This is a genomic window from Virgibacillus flavescens (assembly GCF_050574275.1).
GTDB lineage: Bacteria > Bacillota > Bacilli > Bacillales > Amphibacillaceae > Virgibacillus_F > Virgibacillus_F flavescens.
In genome coordinates this window covers 2817070-2838951 of sequence record NZ_CP192260.1, presented here as the reverse complement: position 1 = coordinate 2838951, position 21882 = coordinate 2817070, and the positions used below count along the sequence as shown (strand labels likewise).

At 34.8% G+C, this 21882-nt stretch carries 23 protein-coding genes; all 23 read left to right on the top strand.

Translation table 11 applies throughout. The annotated features are described in order from the left end of the window. Positions 1 to 12 precede the first annotated feature (12 nt). The 23 genes from galE (at position 13) to VBD025_RS13690 (ending at position 21873) form a co-directional block, all read left to right on the top strand. Entirely contained in the window at positions 13 to 1095 is a 1083-nt protein-coding gene (gene galE, locus VBD025_RS13800; RefSeq protein WP_430786432.1) for a UDP-glucose 4-epimerase GalE, read from the top strand. 16 nt (positions 1096 to 1111) lie between these two features. Further along, the gene (locus VBD025_RS13795; protein WP_430786430.1) at positions 1112 to 1702 is read left to right on the top strand and encodes a sugar transferase; all 591 of its coding nucleotides are present in this window, start codon (positions 1112 to 1114) and stop codon (positions 1700 to 1702) included. A gap of 1 nt (position 1703) precedes the next feature. Continuing rightward, positions 1704 to 2333 carry an acetyltransferase gene (locus VBD025_RS13790; RefSeq protein ID WP_430786428.1) on the top strand — a complete coding sequence of 210 codons (630 nt, stop codon included), beginning with the start codon at positions 1704 to 1706 and terminating at the stop codon, positions 2331 to 2333. A 6-nt stretch (positions 2334 to 2339) separates the two neighbouring features. Further along, positions 2340 to 3551, top strand: a complete 1212-nt coding sequence (locus VBD025_RS13785) for a DegT/DnrJ/EryC1/StrS family aminotransferase (protein WP_430786426.1) — start codon at positions 2340 to 2342, stop codon at positions 3549 to 3551. Between the two features lie 3 nt (positions 3552 to 3554). Next, the gene (locus tag VBD025_RS13780; protein ID WP_430786424.1) at positions 3555 to 3902 is read left to right on the top strand and encodes a helix-turn-helix domain-containing protein; all 348 of its coding nucleotides are present in this window, start codon (positions 3555 to 3557) and stop codon (positions 3900 to 3902) included. A gap of 21 nt (positions 3903 to 3923) precedes the next feature. Then, the gene (locus VBD025_RS13775; RefSeq protein ID WP_430786422.1) at positions 3924 to 5069 is read left to right on the top strand and encodes a glycosyltransferase family 1 protein; all 1146 of its coding nucleotides are present in this window, start codon (positions 3924 to 3926) and stop codon (positions 5067 to 5069) included. Then, complete coding sequence (locus tag VBD025_RS13770) at positions 5041 to 6219, top strand: glycosyltransferase (RefSeq protein ID WP_430786420.1); 1179 nt, start codon at positions 5041 to 5043, stop codon at positions 6217 to 6219. Before VBD025_RS13775 ends, VBD025_RS13770 begins: the two co-directional genes overlap by 29 nt. A 15-nt stretch (positions 6220 to 6234) precedes the next feature. Continuing rightward, complete coding sequence (locus VBD025_RS13765; protein WP_430786418.1) at positions 6235 to 7263, top strand: glycosyltransferase family 2 protein; 1029 nt, start codon at positions 6235 to 6237, stop codon at positions 7261 to 7263. 72 nt (positions 7264 to 7335) lie between these two features. Further along, positions 7336 to 8739, top strand: coding sequence for a hypothetical protein (locus VBD025_RS13760; RefSeq protein WP_430786416.1), 1404 nt, complete (start codon positions 7336 to 7338; stop codon positions 8737 to 8739). Position 8740: 1 nt separating this feature from the next. Continuing rightward, a complete protein-coding gene (locus tag VBD025_RS13755; protein WP_430786414.1) occupies positions 8741 to 9931 on the top strand; it encodes a glycosyltransferase in 1191 nt (396 codons plus the stop codon). A 29-nt stretch (positions 9932 to 9960) separates the two neighbouring features. Continuing rightward, positions 9961 to 11112 carry a glycosyltransferase gene (locus VBD025_RS13750; protein ID WP_430791424.1) on the top strand — a complete coding sequence of 384 codons (1152 nt, stop codon included), beginning with the start codon at positions 9961 to 9963 and terminating at the stop codon, positions 11110 to 11112. Positions 11113 to 11161: 49 nt separating this feature from the next. Next, positions 11162 to 12928, top strand: coding sequence for an ABC transporter ATP-binding protein (locus VBD025_RS13745; RefSeq protein ID WP_430791422.1), 1767 nt, complete (start codon positions 11162 to 11164; stop codon positions 12926 to 12928). Between the two features lie 177 nt (positions 12929 to 13105). Continuing rightward, the gene (locus VBD025_RS13740) at positions 13106 to 15058 is read left to right on the top strand and encodes an asparagine synthase-related protein (RefSeq protein ID WP_430791420.1); all 1953 of its coding nucleotides are present in this window, start codon (positions 13106 to 13108) and stop codon (positions 15056 to 15058) included. After that, positions 15055 to 15180, top strand: a complete 126-nt coding sequence (locus tag VBD025_RS13735) for a paeninodin family lasso peptide (RefSeq protein WP_430786412.1) — start codon at positions 15055 to 15057, stop codon at positions 15178 to 15180. The genes VBD025_RS13740 and VBD025_RS13735 overlap by 4 nt, the downstream gene beginning before the upstream one ends. 141 nt (positions 15181 to 15321) lie before the next feature. Continuing rightward, complete coding sequence (locus VBD025_RS13730; RefSeq protein ID WP_430786409.1) at positions 15322 to 16254, top strand: aldolase; 933 nt, start codon at positions 15322 to 15324, stop codon at positions 16252 to 16254. Further along, positions 16251 to 16553 carry a lasso peptide biosynthesis PqqD family chaperone gene (locus tag VBD025_RS13725; protein ID WP_430786407.1) on the top strand — a complete coding sequence of 101 codons (303 nt, stop codon included), beginning with the start codon at positions 16251 to 16253 and terminating at the stop codon, positions 16551 to 16553. The genes VBD025_RS13730 and VBD025_RS13725 overlap by 4 nt, the downstream gene beginning before the upstream one ends. Before the next feature lie 3 nt (positions 16554 to 16556). Then, entirely contained in the window at positions 16557 to 17039 is a 483-nt protein-coding gene (locus VBD025_RS13720) for a lasso peptide biosynthesis B2 protein (RefSeq protein ID WP_430786405.1), read from the top strand. After that, positions 17023 to 18204 (top strand): nucleotidyltransferase domain-containing protein, encoded by a 1182-nt coding sequence (locus VBD025_RS13715; protein ID WP_430786403.1) that lies wholly within the window; start codon positions 17023 to 17025, stop codon positions 18202 to 18204. Before VBD025_RS13720 ends, VBD025_RS13715 begins: the two co-directional genes overlap by 17 nt. 10 nt (positions 18205 to 18214) lie before the next feature. Continuing rightward, entirely contained in the window at positions 18215 to 20011 is a 1797-nt protein-coding gene (locus VBD025_RS13710; RefSeq protein WP_430786401.1) for an ABC transporter ATP-binding protein, read from the top strand. 116 nt (positions 20012 to 20127) lie between these two features. Next, positions 20128 to 20307: a hypothetical protein gene (locus VBD025_RS13705; RefSeq protein WP_430786399.1), complete on the top strand. Its 180-nt coding sequence runs from the start codon at positions 20128 to 20130 to the stop codon at positions 20305 to 20307. An 82-nt stretch (positions 20308 to 20389) separates the two neighbouring features. Next, positions 20390 to 21190, top strand: coding sequence for a hypothetical protein (locus VBD025_RS13700; RefSeq protein WP_430786397.1), 801 nt, complete (start codon positions 20390 to 20392; stop codon positions 21188 to 21190). Next, positions 21174 to 21437, top strand: a complete 264-nt coding sequence (locus tag VBD025_RS13695) for a PqqD family protein (protein WP_430786395.1) — start codon at positions 21174 to 21176, stop codon at positions 21435 to 21437. Before VBD025_RS13700 ends, VBD025_RS13695 begins: the two co-directional genes overlap by 17 nt. Continuing rightward, entirely contained in the window at positions 21412 to 21873 is a 462-nt protein-coding gene (locus tag VBD025_RS13690; RefSeq protein WP_430786393.1) for a signal peptidase I, read from the top strand. The genes VBD025_RS13695 and VBD025_RS13690 overlap by 26 nt, the downstream gene beginning before the upstream one ends. Positions 21874 to 21882: the final 9 nt, after the last annotated feature.

The following is a 21882-nucleotide window of genomic DNA, read 5'->3' as shown; positions in this document are numbered from 1 at the left end:
AGGAGGAAAAATATGACCATTCTTGTAACTGGTGGAGCAGGATATATTGGAAGTCATACGTGTGTGGTGCTTCTAAATGCCGGATATGAAATTGTTGTTCTTGATAACTTTTCTAACAGTAAAACTGAATCGTTAAGAAGAGTAACTGAAATCACCGGCAAAACTTTCACCATTTTTCATGCTGATCTACTCGATAAAGACCGGATCGATGAAGTTTTCGAGAAAAATAAGTTTGAAGCAGTTATTCACCTGGCAGGGTTAAAAGCAGTTGGTGAATCTGTATTGCATCCATTAAACTACTATCAAACAAACGTTGTGGGAACGATTAATCTGCTTAATACGATGAAGAGGTACAACGTTACAAACCTTGTATTCAGCTCATCGGCCACAGTCTATGGTACTACTGATAAGGTACCTATTAAAGAAGACACAATTCTAAGTGCAGTAAATCCATACGGGCGCACGAAACTAGTAATTGAAGATATTTTGCGTGACCTTCAAGCATCTGATCCAGCCTGGAATATTGCATTATTAAGATACTTTAACCCAATTGGCGCACATGAAAGTGGACGTATTGGCGAGGATCCAAATGGTATTCCGAATAATCTGCTCCCTTATATTTCACAGGTAGCCATAGGCAAGCTTCCTGAACTGAAGGTTTTTGGTAATGATTATCCAACCATTGATGGGACTGGTATTCGGGATTACATTCATATTGTGGATTTAGCGATTGGACACGTAAAAGCAGTAGAGAAAATAATGACCAAACCTGGAATAGACGCTTATAACCTCGGAACTGGCATAGGATATAGCGTTTTTGAAGTTATTCAAGCATTTAAGGATGCATCTGGTGTTGAAATACCATACATTATCAACGATAGACGCCGTGGGGATGCAGCTACCTGTTACGCTGATCCAACAAAAGCAAAGATTGAATTGAACTGGCAAGCAGAAAGGGGTATTGAGCGTATGTGCAGCGATACATGGCGCTGGCAGCAATCTAATCCGAATGGATATGAAGCAATACCAGAAAAATATAATCAACGAGAAATTCCGGTGCAGAATTATGCAGCGGGTTTTTTAATGTCAGAATAAACGAGGAGAGACTCTAATGAAACGAACAGTAGATGTATTAATTTCGGTGATTCTCCTTATCCTGTTCATGCCAGTTATGCTATTCCTTGCACTGATGATCAGAGCCAAAATGGATGCTCCTATTCTATTTAAACAGGAAAGACCAGGACTAGGCGGAAAACCGTTTTGGTTATATAAATTTCGCACGATGGACAACGCTCGAGTCATTGCAGTGGCTGATTATCATCGGCTAACTGAACTAGGAAAGTTTCTTAGAAAATACAGCCTGGACGAACTTCCACAGCTTATTAACGTGCTCAAAGGTGACATGTCACTTGTTGGTCCGCGTCCATTATTAATGGAATACTTATCCCTTTACACGAAAAACCAGAAGTTAAGACACACGGTTAAGCCTGGTATTACAGGCTGGGCACAGATAAATGGCAGAAACTCTATTCAATGGGAAGAAAAATTCGAATTAGATACATGGTATGTCAGCAATCAATCGTTCATGTTAGATTGCAAAATTTTATTCGTCACACTTCTAAAAGTATTAAAAAGAGAAGGGATTAATCAACAGAACTCCACTACGATGAAAAAGTTTACCGGAACGAAAGAAGTACTGTAGGATGCAGGTCATAATTATCGGCGACGGTGGCCACAGCAGGGTTATCCAGGAAATGATTATTTCGTGTGGAAGCTCGATTAGTGCAATATTGGATGATAAATATGAGCATGGTATCAGAAGGAATGGAATTATTTATGCACAGATATCATTTTTACCAAAGCTTCTAAAAAAAGATACAAAGATTGTGATTGCGATTGGTTCAAATGCAATTAGAAAGAGAATCGTAAGAAGGATAAATATAATCCCAGAGATGTACGCGACGATTATTCATCCGACAGCAGTAATCAGCACCTCAGCACAAATTGGTTACGGCACGGTGGTGATGCCACATGTTGTGATAAACGCCCAAGCAGCTGTTGGGACACATTGTATTATAAATACCGCTTCAATTATTGAACATGATAATACCATTGGTGACTTTAGCCATATTTCACCGAATGCAACATTAACAGGAAATGTGACTACAGGCGAAGGCGTACATGTTGGAGCCTCTTCCACGATTATTCCAGGCAAACATCTCGGCAGCTGGTCCATTATTGGTGCTGGCTCAACCGTAATTGAACATATACCTGCATACAGTAAAGCCGTGGGGTGTCCGACTAGAATTATCGAACGCATTTTGATTAAGTGAAAAATTATGAGAAGAGATGGTGATATAATGACCAATCCGAGAATTTATCTTTCTCCTCCACATATGAGTGGGAGGGAGCTGCATTACATTGAAGAAGCTTTTCGTAAAAATTGGATCGCGCCACTTGGACCGAATGTTGACGCTTTTGAAAAAGAAATAGCACGATACGTAGGAGTCAAGGAAGCTGTTGCCGTAAGTTCTGGGACCGCAGCAATTCACTTGGCTCTTTCTTTATTAGGAATTAAAAGAGGAGACATCGTTTTTTGTTCCACACTTACCTTTGTAGCTAGTGCGAACCCAATTGTGTATCAAGGGGCAGAGCCAGTATTTATTGATTCAGAACCTGATACGTGGAACATGTCACCACAAGCGCTTAGGCAAGCATTAAAGGAAGCAGCTTTTAAAGGTAAACTTCCAAAGGCAGTAATTGTTGTACATCTTTATGGACAGAGTGCACGAATGGATGAACTCGAATTAATCTGCAATTACTATAACGTGCCGATTATTGAAGACGCTGCAGAATCATTAGGTTCGACTTATAAAAACAAGGCTAGCGGGTCGTATGGTATGTATGGGATTTATTCCTTTAATGGAAACAAAATTATTACCACATCAGGTGGCGGGATGCTTGTATCAGATGATACAAAAGCAATGGAACGAGCAAGGTTTTTAGCTACACAAGCTCGCGACAAAGCAGCTCATTATCAGCATAGTGTTACAGGATTTAATTACAGAATGAGTAATATATTAGCAGGGGTTGGAAGAGCTCAACTAGAGGTACTGGAAGATCGAGTAGAGGCTCGCAGAAAGATATTTACACGTTATTACCAGGCACTAAACAACCTGCCAGGAGTTGCGTTTATGTCGGAACTTGATAGGACATTCTCCAATCGCTGGCTGACAGCTTTAACAATAAAAGAGAAAGAATTAGGCGTTTCAGTAAAACAGCTGGTAAAAGGTTTAAATGCAGCAAACATTGAAGCTCGTCATGTTTGGAAACCGCTCCATATGCAACCCGTTTTTCGCGATGCAGCTTATTATCCACACGATGAGAATGATTTTGTAGCTGAAAATATATTTCACTCAGGTTTATGTCTCCCATCCGGATCAAACCTAACAGCTCAACAACAGGATTGGGTAATTCAGTGCTTCATGGACATCGTCAACAATGCTCAAAGTAAAGTGAAATTATATACATTAAGAAAACATGAGGTATAGATAATGATAGGAGATAATATAAAGGGATTGAGAAAGCAAAAAGGACTCACATTATCAGAACTTGCCACACGTGCCAAGATATCTAAATCATATTTAAGTAATATCGAACGCAGTCGGAACAAGAATCCATCGATTCACATTATAGAGAAGTTAGCTGCTGTCTTAGATGTAGATATTTGGACTTTACTGGAACCTGACTCCAAACATAACAAACTGCCAGAAAGTGAATGGCTGGATTTTGTTAAAGAGTTACAGGAATCAGGTGTAGAGTCAGAGCACTTGAAGGAATTTAAATCAGTTATCGAATTTGCTAAATGGCAGAATAAACGGTTGGAAGATAAAAAGAGATGACTGCTGCAGGAGGAGTGATTGGTGGAACCTAAGCGAATTCTTCACGTTGTCGGAGCGATGAACAGAGCAGGAACAGAAACGATGCTGATGAATATCTACCGGAATATTGAACGTAAGCATATTCAATTTGATTTTATTTCCTACAGTGATCAGGAAGCCCACTATGACGAGGAGATAATTAAATTAGGTGGAAGAGTAATTAAGTTAGCTAATACACGATCAATTAAGGAAATCTATGATGCAATTAAGCATTACGGTCCATACGAAGCTGTACATTGTCATACATTATTTCACTGTGGAATCGCTAATCTTGCCGCATTATTAGCCGGAGTTAAGATAAGAGTTTCACATGCTCATACGACGTCAGATAAAAGTGATAGTTACATGAGAAAAGTCTATATCCACTCAATGCGAAATTTGATTAACACTTTCTCTACCCATTTATTAGCATGCAGCTACCAAGCGGGAAAGTACTTATTTGGTGAAAAAGGAGTAAATACATCTAAGTATTCTTTTTTTGCGAATGTAATTGACTATCAGGTTTATTTAAAGGAGCCGAAGAAGAACGTTGCTGCATTTAAAGTGGAAAACGGTTTTGGGAGTAGTTTAGTGATCGGTCATATTGGTAGATTTATCGAATCAAAAAATCATGTTTTTTTAATGGAAGTATTGGAAAAGGCATTAAGAAAAGACGCTACTATTAAATTGCTGTTAGTCGGTGATGGCGACCAAAGAATAGATATTGAAAGAAAAGCCAAAGCAGCAGGATTGTGGGAAAATATTCTGTTTGCTGGAATTAGAGAAGATATATCAACAATGATGCATAGCATGGATGTTTTCGTGTTTCCGTCTAAATATGAAGGACTGGGACTTGTATTACTAGAAGCACAAGCAAGCGGATTGCCGTGTATTGTTTCCGAATCTATTCAACCAGAAGCGGATTTAGGCATTGGCATATTTACGAAACTTAAGTTAAGCGACGGTCCGGAAGTTTGGGTGCAGCACATACTTGTATTAGCTAACAAGAAAGAAAAAGACGCTACTAAAATTTCCCGTGCGTTCGAAAAAAATGGATACGCTCTTAGCGAAGGGATTTCACAATTAATGAATATGTATAACTGTAGCGAGGGTGAGGTACATGAAAAAAGTGTTAATCGCCTCTTTTGACATGGAAGTAGGAGGGGTGGAGCGAAGCCTAATCAGTTTGTTAACTAACTTTGATTATACCAGTTATGATGTTGACCTTATGCTTTATAGTCATACAGGAGATTTTCTTAATTTGCTGCCGAATACTCCAACGCTGCTTGATGAATCGAAATCGTATAAAACATTCCGTATGTCGGTTGGACAAATTATGAAATCAGGTAAACCAATTCTTGGATTGACGAGAATTCTTGCCAAATATAAAGCAAGTGCAGATAAATCCTTAGAAACCGGGTTTAAGCAAATGCAATACATGTGGAATTACGCCATACCATTTTTACCTAGAGTTGATAAGAGGTACGATATCGCCATCAGTTATTTGTGGCCCCATTACTTTGTTGCTGAGAAAGTCAAGGCACGAACAAAGATCGCCTGGATCCATACAGACTATTCAACAATTGATACGGACATAGAAATGGATTTAAAGATGTGGAATGAATTTGATTACATGATAGCGGTATCCGAGGAATGCAGAACTGCATTTATAAAAAAATACCCATTATTAAAAAAGAAAGTAAAGGTAATAGAAAATATATGTTCACCCGATATTGTAATCTCACTATCAAACGAATCGGTGGGGAATACAATGCTTGAGGATGAAAGATTTAAACTGATCACGGTTGCAAGACTATCAACTGCGAAAGGAATTGATCAAGCAGTCAAAGCATTAAAAGAATTGAAGAATAGAGGTTATGACAATATTGCCTGGTATGTAGTTGGTTACGGCGGAGATGAAAATATGATTAGCGAACTAATAACTAAAGAAGGTTTAGAAGATTCCTTTATTCTTTTAGGAAAAAAGATCAATCCGTACCCTTATATGAAAGCAGCGGACATTTATGTGCAGCCGTCTAGATATGAAGGAAAAGCAGTTACGGTAGGTGAAGCTCAAATTCTAGGTAAACCAATAGCAATCACGAATTATCCAACCGCGAAAAGTCAGGTCCAGGATGGAGTCGATGGTTTGATTTGTGAAATGTCTGTTAATGGAATTGCGGATGGAATTGAAAAATTGTATCAGGACTATGCATTAAGGGAAAAGCTTGCGAACAACTGTAGAATGAAAAATTATCGTAATAGTGATGAGCTGAAAAAGTTATATGAATTGGTCTAGGAGGGACAATACAACATGCAAAAAAATAAAGTAAGTGTAGTTGTTCCTATATATAAAGTGGAAAAATATATTTGCAGGTGTATTAATAGCATTATAAATCAGACTTATGCCAACTTGGAAATTATCCTGGTGAATGATGGATCACCTGACAATTCTGGAAGGATAGCAGATTCTTATCAAGAAAATAATCCTAAGCGAATAAAAGTAATCCACAAAGAAAATGGCGGCTTATCGGATGCTAGAAACATAGGAATGGAGCTGGCAACCGGAGAATATATTATGTTTGTAGATAGTGATGACTGGCTGGACACAACAATGATTGAGACCATGATGAATATTATTCTGGAGTTTGACGCTGATGTGGTACAATCAGCTTTTTATTATGCTTATCAAGAAAAATTATTAATGGATAACCGCAAGAGAAATACTAGTTTCTATCTGAATCTGTATGATAATAAATCATTGATGCATGAACTGGTTTTAAATGAAAAAGTGAAAAACTTTGCATGGGGAAAATTGTATAAAACAGAAATGGTACGACACGTTCCTTTCGAAAAAGGAGTCCTGTTTGAGGATGTTTTTTGGGCTCATCAGGTAATGTATAAGGTAAAAAGATTTGTGAGTTTAAACAAACCGATGTATTACTATTTTCAGCGGGACGACAGTATAGTAGCTAATTATTCAACAAAAAATTTAGATATGATTAAAGGACTGAAAAAAAGACATCGATTTATAGCAGAATTTTATCCAGACCTGATAAATGAATCATTTAAGATGATATTAAAATCGTCGTTGATTCATTATAATTTATTGCTTCTGAACAGGATTCAAGATCCAAGTGGTATCCATAGAAAAGAAATTCAGCAATATATACAGAATCATTACCAATCGTTAATAGAGGCTGCAAGAGAAGATAAACAATTAAGGAATCAACTAAAATTATTTTCAGTACATCCGCAATTAAATGTTTTATTTCTAGGTGTTAGAAAATTATTGAGAAAAACAAAGTTAGTTGAAGAACCTGAAGGATTAGAGCAAGTTTGAAATTCAGTTAAATATAATTGCTAATAAAGGATGGTGATCGTCATAAAAAGTGAAGTTGAAATTCTAAGTAAATTGAATGGAGGAAGAATAAATCATGAAAATATTACTGAAAACCAAAGTGTATATGAATTAGAACCACTTTTGATGATTAACCATAAAAGGTTCGACATAATGGCAAAATATATTTATGGTGTGTTCCTTGAAAACAATATAAATAGCACTTGGGGATATAGACTTTATGAAGATCACATATGGGTATTTAACAATTATGATGAAGATGATAATTCCGGTAAAAAAGGGATAAAATCATTCTTTGATTCGTTTAACGGTATTCTGAAATCAGTCAAAGAAAATGGTTTCATTGACGATGTTTCCATAATTCCAATAAATAAAGATTATGTTCCGATTGATGGTGCCCACAGGCTAGCAGCAGCATTACTATATAATAAAAAGGTAAAGGTCACAAGATTAGATAATAGTTTAGTGAATTATAATTATGAGTTTTTTAAGCGAAAAGGTCTTCTTATTAAATGGTCAGATGCAATGGCGTACGAGTATTGTAAGTTAAATAAAAATACGTTTGTAATTCTCTTGTCACCATTCGCAATTAAAGAAATTGATCTTGTAAAAGAATCGCTCAACAAGTTAGGATCTATTTATTATGAAAAATACATTGACTTAGAAAACAATGGTCCTATAAATCTAGCTAGTCAATTGAATAAATTAAAAAATAAACTAAATATTGAATGCCCTTTGAACATTATAGAAGGCACTTTTTGTGTTTTATTATTTGAAGCAAAGCATTGTGAAAATATTTCACGAATATACGGAGAGTTGATTAAAATTTATGAGGATGAGAAAAATTCCTTTTATATAAATGACAACCATGCTGTAACAGTGCAGCTAGCTCAATTGTTTCTAAATGAAAATAGCTTACATTATTTAAACAATGCTATACCAGGTATGAGCGAAAAATTGAAAAGTACTATTAAACATTTTAAAACATACTTGAATGCTGAGAAGAATGACGCGGAATGTTTTTGTGTTATTTCTGATGCTGTATTGGACGTATATGGTATTCGTGAATTTAATGAGTTAAGTTTTATCCAAAGCCATTCTAATATTAAAAATTTTAAAGTTGAAGATATAAAAAAATACACTGAAAAAAATCTAATTCTAAAAATACCAATTGATGATATTATCTTTAATCCTGAGAATCACTTTTACTATGATGGAATTAAATTTTGCTCATTGAAAACTTTAAAGAAAATAAAGAGGAAACAAAATCTAAATATAGATAATGAAGGGTTAAAATTGGCAGAGCATCTTGTAAAGAAAAATATTAATCAAAATATAGTAATGTATAGGTATAGAATTACAAAAGAATTAAAAATTATTAAATTAAAAATTATAGAACAAAAATTAAAATACAAAAGATGGTTTATAAGTATTTTTAAAATTAGAGGTGGTGAATAAAATGAAAAAAAAGCTATTGTTTGCTATAGATTCACTGGATTGTGCAGGTGCAGAAAAAAGTTTGGTAACGTTGTTGTCACTTCTTGATTACGCTAAGTACGAAGTGGACTTAATGCTTTTTGCACATGGTTCTATGTTGGAGAGTTTGGTGCCAAAAGAAGTAACTATTTTAAAACCACTAAAATACACGGAGTATGCTGGGCTGAAGATAAAGGATTCAATAATTTTCACTATCAAAAACTCAAAATATAATATGTTATATTCCAGAATGAAATATTCAATTGAAATAAGAAGAAAACAATACAGAAATTCTCAGATGGCAAGGATCTTTTGGCAAAGTGTTTCAAGCAATATAGAAAATAACGATAAAAATTATGATGTTGCTATAAGTTATGCGCAGGGTGTTCCAACTTTTTATATTGCTGATAAAGTAAGGGCAAAGAATAAATTCGCTTGGGTTAACGTGAGTTACAAACTAAATATAGAAGATAAAGTATTTCAGGAAAATTTCTACGATCAATATAATAAAATTATTGCGGTATCAAATACTACCAAAAAAATATTTCTTGAAACATTTTCGGCTTACTCAAACAAGGTAGAAGTAATTCATGACATTAATGATCCTAATCTGATAACTGAGATGGCTGATATGGAAAGTGCCTATAATGATAACTTTTATGGAATAAAAATATTAACGATAGGGAGACTTGATTATCAAAAAGGCTATGATATTGCACTTAATGCATGTAAGAAGTTGAAAGATAGAGGTATTAATTTCAGGTGGTATGTTTTAGGTAAAGGTAAACTGCAGAAGGAAATAGAAGAATTTATCATTTTAAATAATTTATCACAAGAGTTTATATTATTAGGCACAAAATCAAATCCATATCCTTACATTAAAGATGCAGATTTATATGTACAAACTTCAAAATTTGAAGGATTTGGATTAGCGATTGCAGAAGCCAGAATGCTTAATATACCTGTAGTCACTACAAGGTTTGATGCGGTATATTCACAAATGAAAAACGGTAAGAATGGTTTAGTGGTTGATATGGATTCCGATTCAGTAGCAGCAGGAATAATAAAACTTGTAAACGATAAAGAATTAAGAAACGGTATTATTGAATATTTAAGAGCAGAGAAAAAAGGTAATGTAGAGGAGTTAGATAAATTTTATCAACTAATCGGATGAGGTGAATAAAAGTGAAAAAAATAGTGTTCATGCTCATCAATATGAACGTTGGTGGAACAGAAAAAGCCTTACTAAATATGATTTCTGAGATTCCCAAAGCTGAATATGATATTACCATACTGATGCTCGAGAAGTATGGTGGGTTTCTAGATTCCATTCCCAGCTATGTGAAAGTAGAGTACGTAAAAGAGTATAGTGAATTAAAGGAAGTAATAAATCAGCCACCAAAAAAGGTTGGTATTAGCTTCATTAAAAAAGGTAAAATATTTCGAGGAACTGTTTTTCTTTTTGTATATTTACTTTCTAAATTACTTAATAATAAAAGTATATTTTTTAAGTATATTTTAAAAGATGTTTCCGAGGTTAAACAAGAGTATGACATCGCTGTAGCTTATGCTGGTCCAATGGACTTCATAAGCTATTTTGTTATTCACAAAATTAAAGCGAAAAAGAAATATCAATGGATCCACTTTGACGTTACAAAAATAGGATTAGACGTGAAGTTTGCAGCTAATCTATATAGAAATTTTGATAAAATATTGGTTGTTTCGAATGAAGCGAAAAGGAAACTGGTTGGGTTAGTACCAATAGTGGAAGAGAAATCTGAAGTATTTCTAAATATGGTTTCTCCTAAAGTAATTCAGCGTCAATCAAATGAAGGAATAGGATTTAACGATAATTTTAATGGAGTTAGAATATTAACTGTTGGAAGGTTAGCCATTGAAAAGGGCCAAGACTTAGCAATACTTGCGTTAGCAAGACTTGTTCAGGAAGGGTATAACGTCAAATGGTACTGTGTCGGTGAAGGTAATGCTCGAATGGAGTACGAAAGGTTAATAGAAGAATACGATTTGCAGGACAAATTTATTTTATTAGGTTCAGATCCAAACCCATATACGTACTTGAAAGAATGTGATATTTACGTTCAACCATCAAGATATGAGGGGTATTGTATTAGTTTAATTGAGGCAAAGTGTTTAAACAAACCTATTATAACTACTGATGTAAATGGGGCAAAGGAGCAGATAATCAATGGAGAGACAGGATTTATTGTTGATATTGATGAAAGAGAAATTTTTGGATCTCTCATGAAATTATTACAGAGTCCTAGATTATGTCAGGAATTTAGAGACAATCTTTCGAATGAAGAAATAAATACAGTGAAGTTAGTAGGAATATAATTATTGATTACTTGATTTAATATAGGAAGGGCGTGAAAATTTGTTATCTATGGTAAAAAAATTACTTTCATTCTTTAATAAAAGAGAAAAGAAAAAGTTATTAATCTTATTTTTCATGATGATAGTAGCAGCTGTATTTGAAACCATTGGAATTGGACTTATTGTTCCATTGGTCGGAATAGTGACTAATCCCATTATTATTCAGGAACAAGCTATTCTAACATTTTTATACAAAGTATTTAATTTTAATTCAACAAAAGCTTTTGTCTTGTTTTCAGTTGGGATATTATTAGCAATATTTGTTATTAAAAATATTTATTTGCTTCTTTTTAACTACGCTCAATTTAGAGTTATCTTAAACCAACAAGTGAAATTATCCAGAGATCTATTTAAGGAATATTTAGTAAAACCATATTCGTTTCATCTGCAACGAAATACAGCTGATTTACTAAATAATGTAAATGGTGAAGTAGCAAAATTATTTCAAGGAATAGTTATTTCAGGATTTCAATTAATTACGGAAGTGTTAGTAACGGTTTGTATTTTAGTGTTGCTTTTAATAACGGCTCCAGTTGCAACTTTGGTAGCTTCTATCTTGTTAGGTGGAAGTGTTTTTTTATTTTTTTCATTTCTACGTAAAAAGATTAGTAATCTAGGTGTCGAGCAGCAAATAGTAAATGGAACGATGATTAAATGGGTTAATCAGGGCTTAGGAGCAAGTAAAGAGGTGAAGGTGTCTGGAAAAGAAAACTTCTTTATTAAAGCATACACTGGTCAAAGCCAGATCAAGGCGAATAATAGCAGATACATGAAAATGCTGGAACAGGTACCCAGACTTTTTATAGAAACATTATTAGTATCTATTGTTCTAATTACAATGTTAATAATTGTTTTACAAGGAACAAGTACGGCACAGGTAGTTTCAACTATGGCACTTTTTGCTATGGCTGCCTTTCGTTTGATGCCTTCCATAACTCGTATAGTTGCTCTAGTTACTACAATTCGATACAGTCAACCAGCTTTAAATGTTGTTTATTATGATTTATTTCTTAATAAAGAGAACACGCAATACAATAGTAATTTAGCTAACATGCTTCCAATTAATAAAGGAAAGAAATCCTTTGTTGATTCATTAAAATTAGAGCATGTATCTTTTCGTTACCCGAACCAGGAAACGTATTCAATACAGGATGTATCACTAACTATTCCTATTGGGAAATCTGTCGCATTCATCGGCGAATCTGGAGCAGGGAAAACTACACTTGTTGATATTATTCTGGGACTCTTTCCTCCAGAAAGCGGTAGCGTTTTGATAGATGGAAAAAATTTGTATGAACTCAAATCATTGTGGCAACAAAAAATTGGATATATTCCTCAATCGATTTTTTTATCTGATGATACAATTCGCAGCAATGTTGCATTTGGAATAGAGAGGGAGCATATTAGTGATTTCGAAGTATGGAGAGCATTAGAACAGGCACAATTAAAGGAATTCGTCGAAGCCCTACCCGATCAGCTGGAAACATCAGTAGGAGAACGGGGAGTAAGAATTTCTGGTGGCCAACGTCAGCGAATCGGAATTGCTCGAGCATTATATCATAATCCGGAAATACTGTTTATGGATGAAGCAACATCAGCTCTGGACAACGAAACAGAAAAAGAAATAATGAAAGCAATTGATGGATTAAAAGGGCAGAAAACTTTAATTATAATAGCTCACAGATTAAGTACAATTGAAAACTGCGACATTGTATATGAAATGAGCAAAGGAAAGTTAGTTTCAATAGAAGATAGAGCTAATAGATCGATTATTTAGTAAGGATTTTTAAGAAATAAAGGATTAGAAAATTTCGCTTGCGCATATTAAACTAATGTGTTATTGTTCTTTATATAGAACTAATTAAATGCTGTAATACATGTTTTAAACAAGATTAGTGAAGATGTAAATTAAAATCGTTCGTTATTGAGTCAACTGTAGGTGGGAGTGATAATTATTAGTGCTATAGCAGGAATATTTCATAGTAATAAAGACCCCATACCTAATGACCATAGTACTGGCATGATGCATAAACTTCAAAAATTCCCTGCTGACGATGTTCAAATTTGGCAGCAAGATAATATTTTTCTTGGGTGTCATGCACAGTGGATCACTTCTGAACAAATAGGTGAGACCCTTCCTTATTATGATGTAGATAGAAAGATGACAATTACCGCTGATGCTATTATTGATAATCGTGAAGAACTATTTGATAGTCTACAAGTTAATAAAAATTCACGAGAACACATGCCAGATAGCCAACTAATTTTACTCGCTTATCAAAAATGGGGAGATGATTCTCCGAAGTATTTAGTAGGTAATTTTGCTTACATGATTTGGGATGAAGATTCACGTAGATTATTTGGTGCAACTGACTTTTCAGGTAGTAGAACATTGTATTTTTATAAGAAATCCAATAAATTCGCTTTTTGCACAACTATTCAGCCACTATTTTCACTTCCATATATAAACAAGGTATTAAATGAACAATGGCTAGCAGATTTTCTTGCAATACCAGAGATGATTAACACAGTAGATCCTTTTTCTACTGTTTATAAAAATATAGAACAGGTACCAGGCTCGCATTCCATATCAGTATGCGGAGATAAAATAAAACTAAAAAAATACTGTAATTTAACTACGGAAAATAAATTAGTTCTAGGGTCGAATGAAGAGTATGAAGAAGCGTTTAGAGATGTCTTTGGAAATGCAGTTAAAAGCAATTTGCGAACTCATCGCAAAGTAGGTGCGCAGTTGAGTGGGGGGTTAGATTCAGGTAGTGTTGTTGGTTTTGCAGCAAAGCATCTTAAACAAAATGATAAACAATTGCACACATATAGTTATGTACCAATTGAAGGATTTGTTGATTGGACACCAAAAAGTAAAGTTGCTGATGAGCGTCCCTTTATCCAATCAACAGTAAAACATGTAGGAAACATAAACAGTAACTATTTAAGTTTTCCAGAGAAAAGCCCATTTTCAGAAATAGACAATTGGTTAGAAATTCTTGAAATGCCTTATAAATTTTTTGAGAACTCATATTGGTTATCAGGTATATATGGAATTGCAGAGAAGCAAGGTATGGGTATCCTTCTAAACGGAGCGAGAGGTAATTACACCATCTCCTGGGGATCCTCTCTAGATTACTATACGAAACTATTTAAGCGTCTCCAGTGGATGGAATTAAATAAAGAACTTAAACAGTATATCTATATTAAAGATACTGGAAGAAAAGCTGTTCTATCACGGATAGGAAAGAAAAGTTTTCCAACTTTCACGAAGATATTAGACAGAGCGGCGACTAAGTATACTGCTCCAATTATAATTAATCCAGAGTTTGCTAAAAGAACAAAAGTTCTCGAGAGAATACGTAGTGTTGGAATGGACGAAACCTGGTCAACTATACCGACAACATATGAGTTAAGACAAAACCAGTTCCAAAAACTATGTTATTGGGGAAAAGGAACGAGCAGTACGAAGTTATCACTAAAACATTCTCTTTGGTATCGAGATCCTACGAATGATTTGCGGGTTGTACGCTTTTGTTTGTCGCTTCCAGATTCCCAATATATTCAAAACGGGATAGATAGATCATTGATTCGCAGAGCAACTAATGAAATCTTACCTGATAAAGTTAGATTAAATCATCTTTGTAAAGGTGCACAGGGAGTCGATGGAATTCAAAGAATGCTCCCATATTGGAATAATATTATAAGCGAGTTAGAAGAACTTACAAATGACCTATTAATCGCAGAATATATAAATATAGATGTTATAAAAACTGCATTATTAAAAATCAAAGAAAACCCAGAGCCAGAACTAATTTTCGATCCTGAATTTAAAATATTAATGCGAAGCTTAATAGTATATAAATTTATCAAGAAGAACTTTAAGGAGGTGATAATATGAAAAAAGCTTGGGAAAAGCCAGATTTAGAAGTACTTGATATTAGTCTTACAATGGCAGGACCTGGATTACGGACTCCTGATGATGAGCAGACGGATCCCGATGAAGATATGCACTTAAGCTAATAATAACTTTATTATCTGGATTCTGAATGGGTTGTTCCCTTCTACTTTTTCTAAGTGAAGGGACAACTATTTATTATCTGAAAATTTGGCTATAGTAAATTACTAAAGACTTTCTTGGTCTACGGAGGGGACGGATTTGTAATGATAAATAATGATGGAGAAAATAAATATAGTGCCTTTGGTCTAAATATATTAAGTCATTTTCGTCTAAATGAATTATCAGTAGCCCCTATCAATTTACAAAAAGAGATTGTGATTAATCTAGCAGATCTAACCACACTATGGTCCAAACTAGCTATACCGAACAAACATTTCGTTGTAAAAGAAAATTTTGTTCTATTTCATATACCGGATGTTGCTATTTTCTTAGTTCAAAATGGAAATGAAATTTTTGTTTCGCCATTTAAGGATTCTAGGGAAGATCAAGTACGTCTTTATATACTGGGAACGTGTATGGGCGCGCTATTAATGCAAAGAAGAACCCTCCCGCTACATGGCAGTGCAGTTGCAATAGATGGAAAGACGTATGCAATAGTTGGTGATTCTGGTGCTGGTAAATCTACTCTGGCGTCTGCTTTCTTAAATAGAGGATACACGCTTTTAAGTGATGATGTAATACCAGTAACGCTGAATGAGATTAATATGCCGATAGTAATACCTGCTTATCCCCAGCAGAAACTGTGGGTTGAAAGTCTGGATCAGTTCGGCATAAATTCGGAAAATCTACGCCCAATAATGGATAGAGAAACAAAGTATGCCGTACCGGTAACTGACAAGTTTGCTGCAGAGCCTATGCAATTAGCTGGTATATTCGAATTGACTAAAACGGACGCTGATGAGATAGGAATTCAACCAATACAAAACCTGGATCGATTGCGTACCCTTTTTAACCACACTTACCGTAATTTTCTTCTCAGTCGCTTAGGGTTATTAGAGTGGCATTTTGGTTTCTCAGCAATGATTGTTAATAAGCTTGAATTCCATCAACTTCAACGACCCACTTCTCGATTTACAGCAAATGAATTAGTAGACATAATATTATCCAAAATTAAAAAAGGAGAGAAAGTCACATGATAAAAAACGGTTGCCTCTTATTAAATCAAATGGTTCGTCAAAAAGAAGGAAATATTGTAAGCGATATGGATGGCGAGAAAGTGATGTTAAGCATTCATAATGGTAAATACTACAATCTAGGGGAAATCGGCGGTGATATATGGATGCTGATAAAAGACCCGATTTGTACAAAAGACTTAATAGATATGTTAATGGTTAATTATGATGTGAGTCAAAATGAATGCGAAGAGCAGGTATTATCGTTTCTAAATCTATTATCAGATGAAGATTTAATTTTGGTTGAAGAAGTGGTTCAGTAGACTATGAAAAAGATAATTACTTTTATCTTATTGGGTAATCAAACCAAGCTATTACTGATTGAAGCATTTTTTTACTTGGGATGGTCTCGCATTCTCAAAGGGTTACCTTTTTCAAAGTTAGCACCTTCTTTAGGCGAAAATATGTGTGAGACGACATATTCAGTAAACACCAATCATTTTATCAAGTTAAAGAATATTTCTGATGCAATTCGTATTATGAGCAATTATACTTTTTGGGAAAGCCAATGTCTGGTTAAAGCAATTGCTGGACAGAAAATGCTGAAAAGAAGAAACATAGATTCTACGCTGTACTTAGGCACTGCCAAGGATGAAAAAGGTGAATTTATCGCACATGCCTGGTTGAGAAGTGGTTCATTCTTTGTTACGGGTTCTGAAGGCATGGAAAGGTTTACGGTTGTAGCTAAATTTGCTAAAGAATCTCCCACTAGAAAAGATGAAGGAGAAAATTATGGAGAAAACACTTGATTTAGCAAACGTCCCTAAAGAACTACGCTTGATACTTGAATTAGTTAGCCAATCTAATGAACAAAAAATTATAGAGCAACAAGAAGAATTGTGTAAAGATATTAATTGGCAGCTATTTGTTAAATTAGCTATACACCATCGTTTGTATCCATTACTATATTCTTCTATTAGACTTTTGGATGAACAATTTGTCCCCGCATTTGTCCCTCAAACCCTAATGCAGTACTATAAGCGAAATGCTTTTCAAATGTTGCGACTTAGCGCAGAGATGGAACGTGTAAGTACTCTATTCTCAAAAGAAAAGATTCGTCTTCTTTTATTGAAAGGACCAGCACTTGCTCATGAATTATACGGTGATATTTCGCTTCGTACTTCAGGGGATCTGGATGTTCTGATTCAAATTGATGAACTTGAAAATGTAGATAAACTGCTTACAGAATCTGGCTATAAAAAAGATGATTATATAGAATCGGTTTTGAACGATTGGAAATGGAGGCATCATCACGTTACCTATTTTCATAGGGAAAAACAAATCAAGTTGGAAATTCATTGGAGGTTAAATCCCGGACCTGCAAAAGAGCCAGAATTTAATGAGCTTTGGGAACGCAGGCAACGAAGTAACCTTTCCAGCCGTTCTATCTATTTGCTTGGTAATGAAGATCTATTTTTGTTTCTGGTCTCACACGGAGCCCGTCATGGATGGTCACGTTTACGCTGGTTAGTAGATATACACCAATTTAGTAATATAGAGTTGAATGGGAAGAAGCTTGATAAGCTTCTAATAAAATACCAGTGTCATCAACTTGGTGGTCAGAGTCTCACTCTCGCTTCTGAACTGTTAAATACTACATTGAGCAATGAGTTAAAACATCTGTCAGGTAATAAGCATCAATTGAAACTGGCACAGCAAGCAGTATTCTATCTTGAATCAATGGTAAATTTACACACGTATCCGGTCCCGGAAAAGGTAGCCCAATATCATAAACGTTATTTGTTTTCATTAATGTCGTTGCGCCAACGATTTTTATTCATAATAAGTTTTCTCTATCCTTATTATGAAGATGTTGAAACCCTGCCATTACCTAAAAGATTTCATTTTTTATATTTCCCTTTGCGTCCAATCTTATGGGCTTGGAGAAAAACAAGAAGACATGCTCTAACGTAGGAGGATTAACATGGATCACGTGGTTTACTTTCTAAAGCAGATACATTCTTTTTCCGGGAAAATTTTATATATCAATTTAATAGCTATGACCTTTATTGGCCTTTTGGAAGGAATTGGGATATTATTGTTAATTCCTATGATTAGTATGAGTGGTGTGATGGATATAAATGTTAAAGAGACACCAATCATAGGATTCTTTGAATTTCTCCAGACGATACCTATATCATTAGGATTACCTTTAGTTTTAGGGTTCTATGTTTTACTTGTTATCGGACAAAATTTATTACAACAGAAAATTACTTTAAGAAATGCCAGAATTCAACAAGGTTTTTTACGCCATCTGCGAGTTGAAACATATGAAGGTTTGCTATATTCCAAATGGGATTTCTTTATTAATAATAGGAAATCTGATCTAATCAATCTGTTAACTACACAAATCTCCCGATCAGCAGCAGGTGTTAATTCATTTCTGCAATTTATTTCCGCACTTATTTTTACATGCATACAAATTGGTCTTGCCTTTTGGTTATCGCCAAATATAACTGTTTTTGTATTAGTGTGTGGTTTGGCACTTATATTTTTCAATCGCAAGTTCCTTAAAAGATCATTAGCACTCGGTAATAGAAATTATGAATTGAGCAGGCGTTATCTTGGGGGAATAACTGACCAGATGAATGGAGTTAAAGACATTAAAAGTAATACGTTAGAAGACTCTAGAATGGACTGGTTTAAAAATTTAACTAGAAAGATGCAAGATGAGCAGGTTGAATACACTAAATTAAAAACGACATCACAGTTATATTATAAGGTTGCATCAGCGGTATTAATCGCTGTTTTTATCCTGGTTGCAGTCAACTTGTTTAGTGCCCAGGGCGGTCAGCTGATGTTAGTTATTATCATCTTTTCGAGATTGTGGCCAAGGGTAGCAGGCATCCAAGCGTCATTGGAACAAATCGCGACTACTATACCTTCGTTTAAAGCTGTGAAAGCTTTACAGATTGAGTGCCGTTCGGCAAAGGAATTTGAAATTGAATCAAGTAAGAATGTTGAGCGTTTAAGGGTAAATGATAATATTTTCTGTGATCAAATATATTTCCGATACGATCAAACAAAAAATATGTATGCTTTGAAGGATATTACACTTACTATTCCTGCCAACCAAATGACTGCTTTTGTTGGGAGGTCTGGTGCTGGGAAGAGTACACTGATTGACTTGTTAATGGGATTAAATCAACCTGAAAGTGGAGCGGTTATGATTGATGGAAGACCATTATCAAAAGAAAATATTTTGTCATTAAGAAAATCAATCAGCTATGTGCCTCAAGACCCATTTCTTTTCAATGCGAGCATAAGAGAAAACCTTCTCCTGGTGGATCCACATGCATCTGAGGAAAAGATGTGGGATTCGTTAAACTTCTCATCTGCCGCAGATTTTGTTCGTAAGCTTCCAAATGGGCTTGATTCCCTAATTGGTGATCGTGGAATCAAACTATCTGGTGGGGAACGTCAACGACTGGTTCTCGCTCGAGCTATATTAAGAGACCCATCTATTCTAGTATTAGATGAAGCAACTAGCTCCCTTGACACTGAAAATGAATTGAAAATCCAAAAAGCGCTTGAAGGATTAAAAGGGAAAATGACGATCATCGTTATCGCACATCGTTTATCCACGATCAGAAATGCGGATCAAGTTATTGTATTAGAGCAAGGGGAGGTTATTCAGCAAGGAGCGTTTAAACAACTCGCAGAAGAAAAGGTAAGTGTTTTCAGTCGTCTAATACAAAACCAGTTAGAAGCTTTAAATTAATTTATGAATTGTTCTTTAAAAAGAACGAAATATAAGTTATACTTAATAGAAGGAATATTGGTTATTTTTTTGGAGTTATCGTTCTTTATATGGAACAGAAGAATGGAGGTGATTAATTGAAAAAAACTACAGAATATCAAAAACCAGTAGTTTTGCATCATCAGCCTATTCGATTTGAAACTTCACAGAGCTGGAATAGGGGACGTGGACCTGTTTCAGGTGATGGTGGAAATAGTGATGGGAAACATTATCCACATGATCCTTATAAACCGAAGAAACCACACAAAAATAAATAGTTTATAACATAACAAAGAGCCACTTTCTACATATAGGCTCTTTGTTATACAAAACAGTGAACAATGATGAGGTGATTATGGCGTGGAAAGGACGATTGTAAAAATAGGTGGTCATATTGCAGAGTTGTTATGTTTATCTGGAAAAGCATCGAAATTTGTAGAGGATAATTATCAGGAATACATCGATACAACCGGTGCGGGCACTGATATTACTATCAAACTAACAAGTGAATACGGCATGCCATTCGTAGATTACTTGGTAGAAATAGAAGAAAAACCTGACAAAATACTATTTAGAAGAGCAGACTATCTAATCGAAGTAAACGCTGCATTTAGTCAAGCTAAAATAATGTTTTATGATGGTTTAGCACTGAAACATGCTCTGATGAACTTGTACAGTTCTTTTATTATTCATCATAATTGGGGATTATTAGTTCATTCTTCTTGTGTGGTGGAAAATGGCAATGCACATATTTTCTGTGGAATTTCAGGTGCAGGTAAATCAACAGTAGCTGAATTATCAATGCCAAGGCAGATTCTTTCAGACGAGGCAACAATCCTGAAAATTACAGATCAAGAAATTACTGTTTTTAATTCACCTTTCAGAAGTGAAATAAAAGCGTTGGGACAGCAGCAAACTGCACCGATCCAGAGCATTGAATTATTATATCAATCACTGCGGAACAAACAGCTAAGATTAAAAAAAACGGAGGCATTATTAGAGTTAATCGATAAAGTATTTTATTGGTCCTATAAAGAAGAGGACACAATAAAAGTTTTTCGGTTATTGATGCAGCTAGTGAACAATGTATCGGTAAACCGACTTCATTTTCGAAAAGATGACACATTCTGGGAGTTGATAACTGATGAAGTATATTCGTAAACAGGATTTTGAGACAACAATACTTGAAGACGAATGGATCGTATTAGATTCAAATTCATACACAATCACAACGTTGAATGAGGTAGGAGGTTACTGTTGGGACCTTTTACATGAACAACAAACAGTTGAAGACATTGTTCAATCTTTGCAGGAAAGATATATATTAACAGAAAAAACTATTGAAGAAGATATAGTAGTTTTCTTGACTGATTTGATTAAATATGGACTTGTCGAATATGCAAATTAGTCCACAAGCTTCCATCTTTATTAACGAGGTCATCCAGAATAATGGATGTTTAGAGCTGCCTGCAGAAGGAACCAGTATGTACCCGTTAATTCAAAAAGGGGATGTATGTTTATTTAAACACTGTGATATATCCTGCATTAAAAGAGGAGATATTGTATTATTCCAAAATTTCAATAACACCCTTATTTGCCATCGTTTTATTAAATCTCAAATCCGGAATAATCAAGTTGAATATATATGTAAAGGGGACACAAATTTTGGATACGATAAACCATTCCATCAGGATAAAGTTATTGGGAAGCTAGCTTCAATTAGAAAGGGAAAAGTGAACATAAATGCAACTAACACATTTTTGTTAATGTGGGGGAAAATCATTCTTTTTTTTCCTTTCGTGACTACCATTTTACGAATTTATCTTAACAGTAAAGATCAATGACAACTGTTT

What these genes read in the sequence shown, in the direction of transcription:
- VBD025_RS13780 (WP_430786424.1), top strand. Translation starts at nt 3,555, where the DNA reads ATGATAGGAGATAATATAAAGGGATTGAGAAAGCAAAAAGGACTCACA.
- VBD025_RS13690 (WP_430786393.1), top strand. Translation starts at nt 21,412, where the DNA reads ATGGACTTGTCGAATATGCAAATTAGTCCACAAGCTTCCATCTTTATT.
- VBD025_RS13725 (WP_430786407.1), top strand. Translation starts at nt 16,251, where the DNA reads ATGATAAAAAACGGTTGCCTCTTATTAAATCAAATGGTTCGTCAAAAA.
- VBD025_RS13765 (WP_430786418.1), top strand. Translation starts at nt 6,235, where the DNA reads ATGCAAAAAAATAAAGTAAGTGTAGTTGTTCCTATATATAAAGTGGAA.
- VBD025_RS13790 (WP_430786428.1), top strand. Translation starts at nt 1,704, where the DNA reads ATGCAGGTCATAATTATCGGCGACGGTGGCCACAGCAGGGTTATCCAG.
- VBD025_RS13735 (WP_430786412.1), top strand. Translation starts at nt 15,055, where the DNA reads ATGAAAAAAGCTTGGGAAAAGCCAGATTTAGAAGTACTTGATATTAGT.
- VBD025_RS13710 (WP_430786401.1), top strand. Translation starts at nt 18,215, where the DNA reads ATGGATCACGTGGTTTACTTTCTAAAGCAGATACATTCTTTTTCCGGG.
- VBD025_RS13695 (WP_430786395.1), top strand. Translation starts at nt 21,174, where the DNA reads ATGAAGTATATTCGTAAACAGGATTTTGAGACAACAATACTTGAAGAC.
- VBD025_RS13770 (WP_430786420.1), top strand. Translation starts at nt 5,041, where the DNA reads ATGAAAAAAGTGTTAATCGCCTCTTTTGACATGGAAGTAGGAGGGGTG.
- VBD025_RS13785 (WP_430786426.1), top strand. Translation starts at nt 2,340, where the DNA reads ATGAGAAGAGATGGTGATATAATGACCAATCCGAGAATTTATCTTTCT.
- VBD025_RS13755 (WP_430786414.1), top strand. Translation starts at nt 8,741, where the DNA reads ATGAAAAAAAAGCTATTGTTTGCTATAGATTCACTGGATTGTGCAGGT.
- VBD025_RS13745 (WP_430791422.1), top strand. Translation starts at nt 11,162, where the DNA reads ATGGTAAAAAAATTACTTTCATTCTTTAATAAAAGAGAAAAGAAAAAG.
- VBD025_RS13715 (WP_430786403.1), top strand. Translation starts at nt 17,023, where the DNA reads ATGGAGAAAACACTTGATTTAGCAAACGTCCCTAAAGAACTACGCTTG.
- VBD025_RS13730 (WP_430786409.1), top strand. Translation starts at nt 15,322, where the DNA reads ATGATAAATAATGATGGAGAAAATAAATATAGTGCCTTTGGTCTAAAT.
- VBD025_RS13795 (WP_430786430.1), top strand. Translation starts at nt 1,112, where the DNA reads ATGAAACGAACAGTAGATGTATTAATTTCGGTGATTCTCCTTATCCTG.
- VBD025_RS13750 (WP_430791424.1), top strand. Translation starts at nt 9,961, where the DNA reads ATGCTCATCAATATGAACGTTGGTGGAACAGAAAAAGCCTTACTAAAT.
- VBD025_RS13720 (WP_430786405.1), top strand. Translation starts at nt 16,557, where the DNA reads ATGAAAAAGATAATTACTTTTATCTTATTGGGTAATCAAACCAAGCTA.
- galE (WP_430786432.1), top strand. Translation starts at nt 13, where the DNA reads ATGACCATTCTTGTAACTGGTGGAGCAGGATATATTGGAAGTCATACG.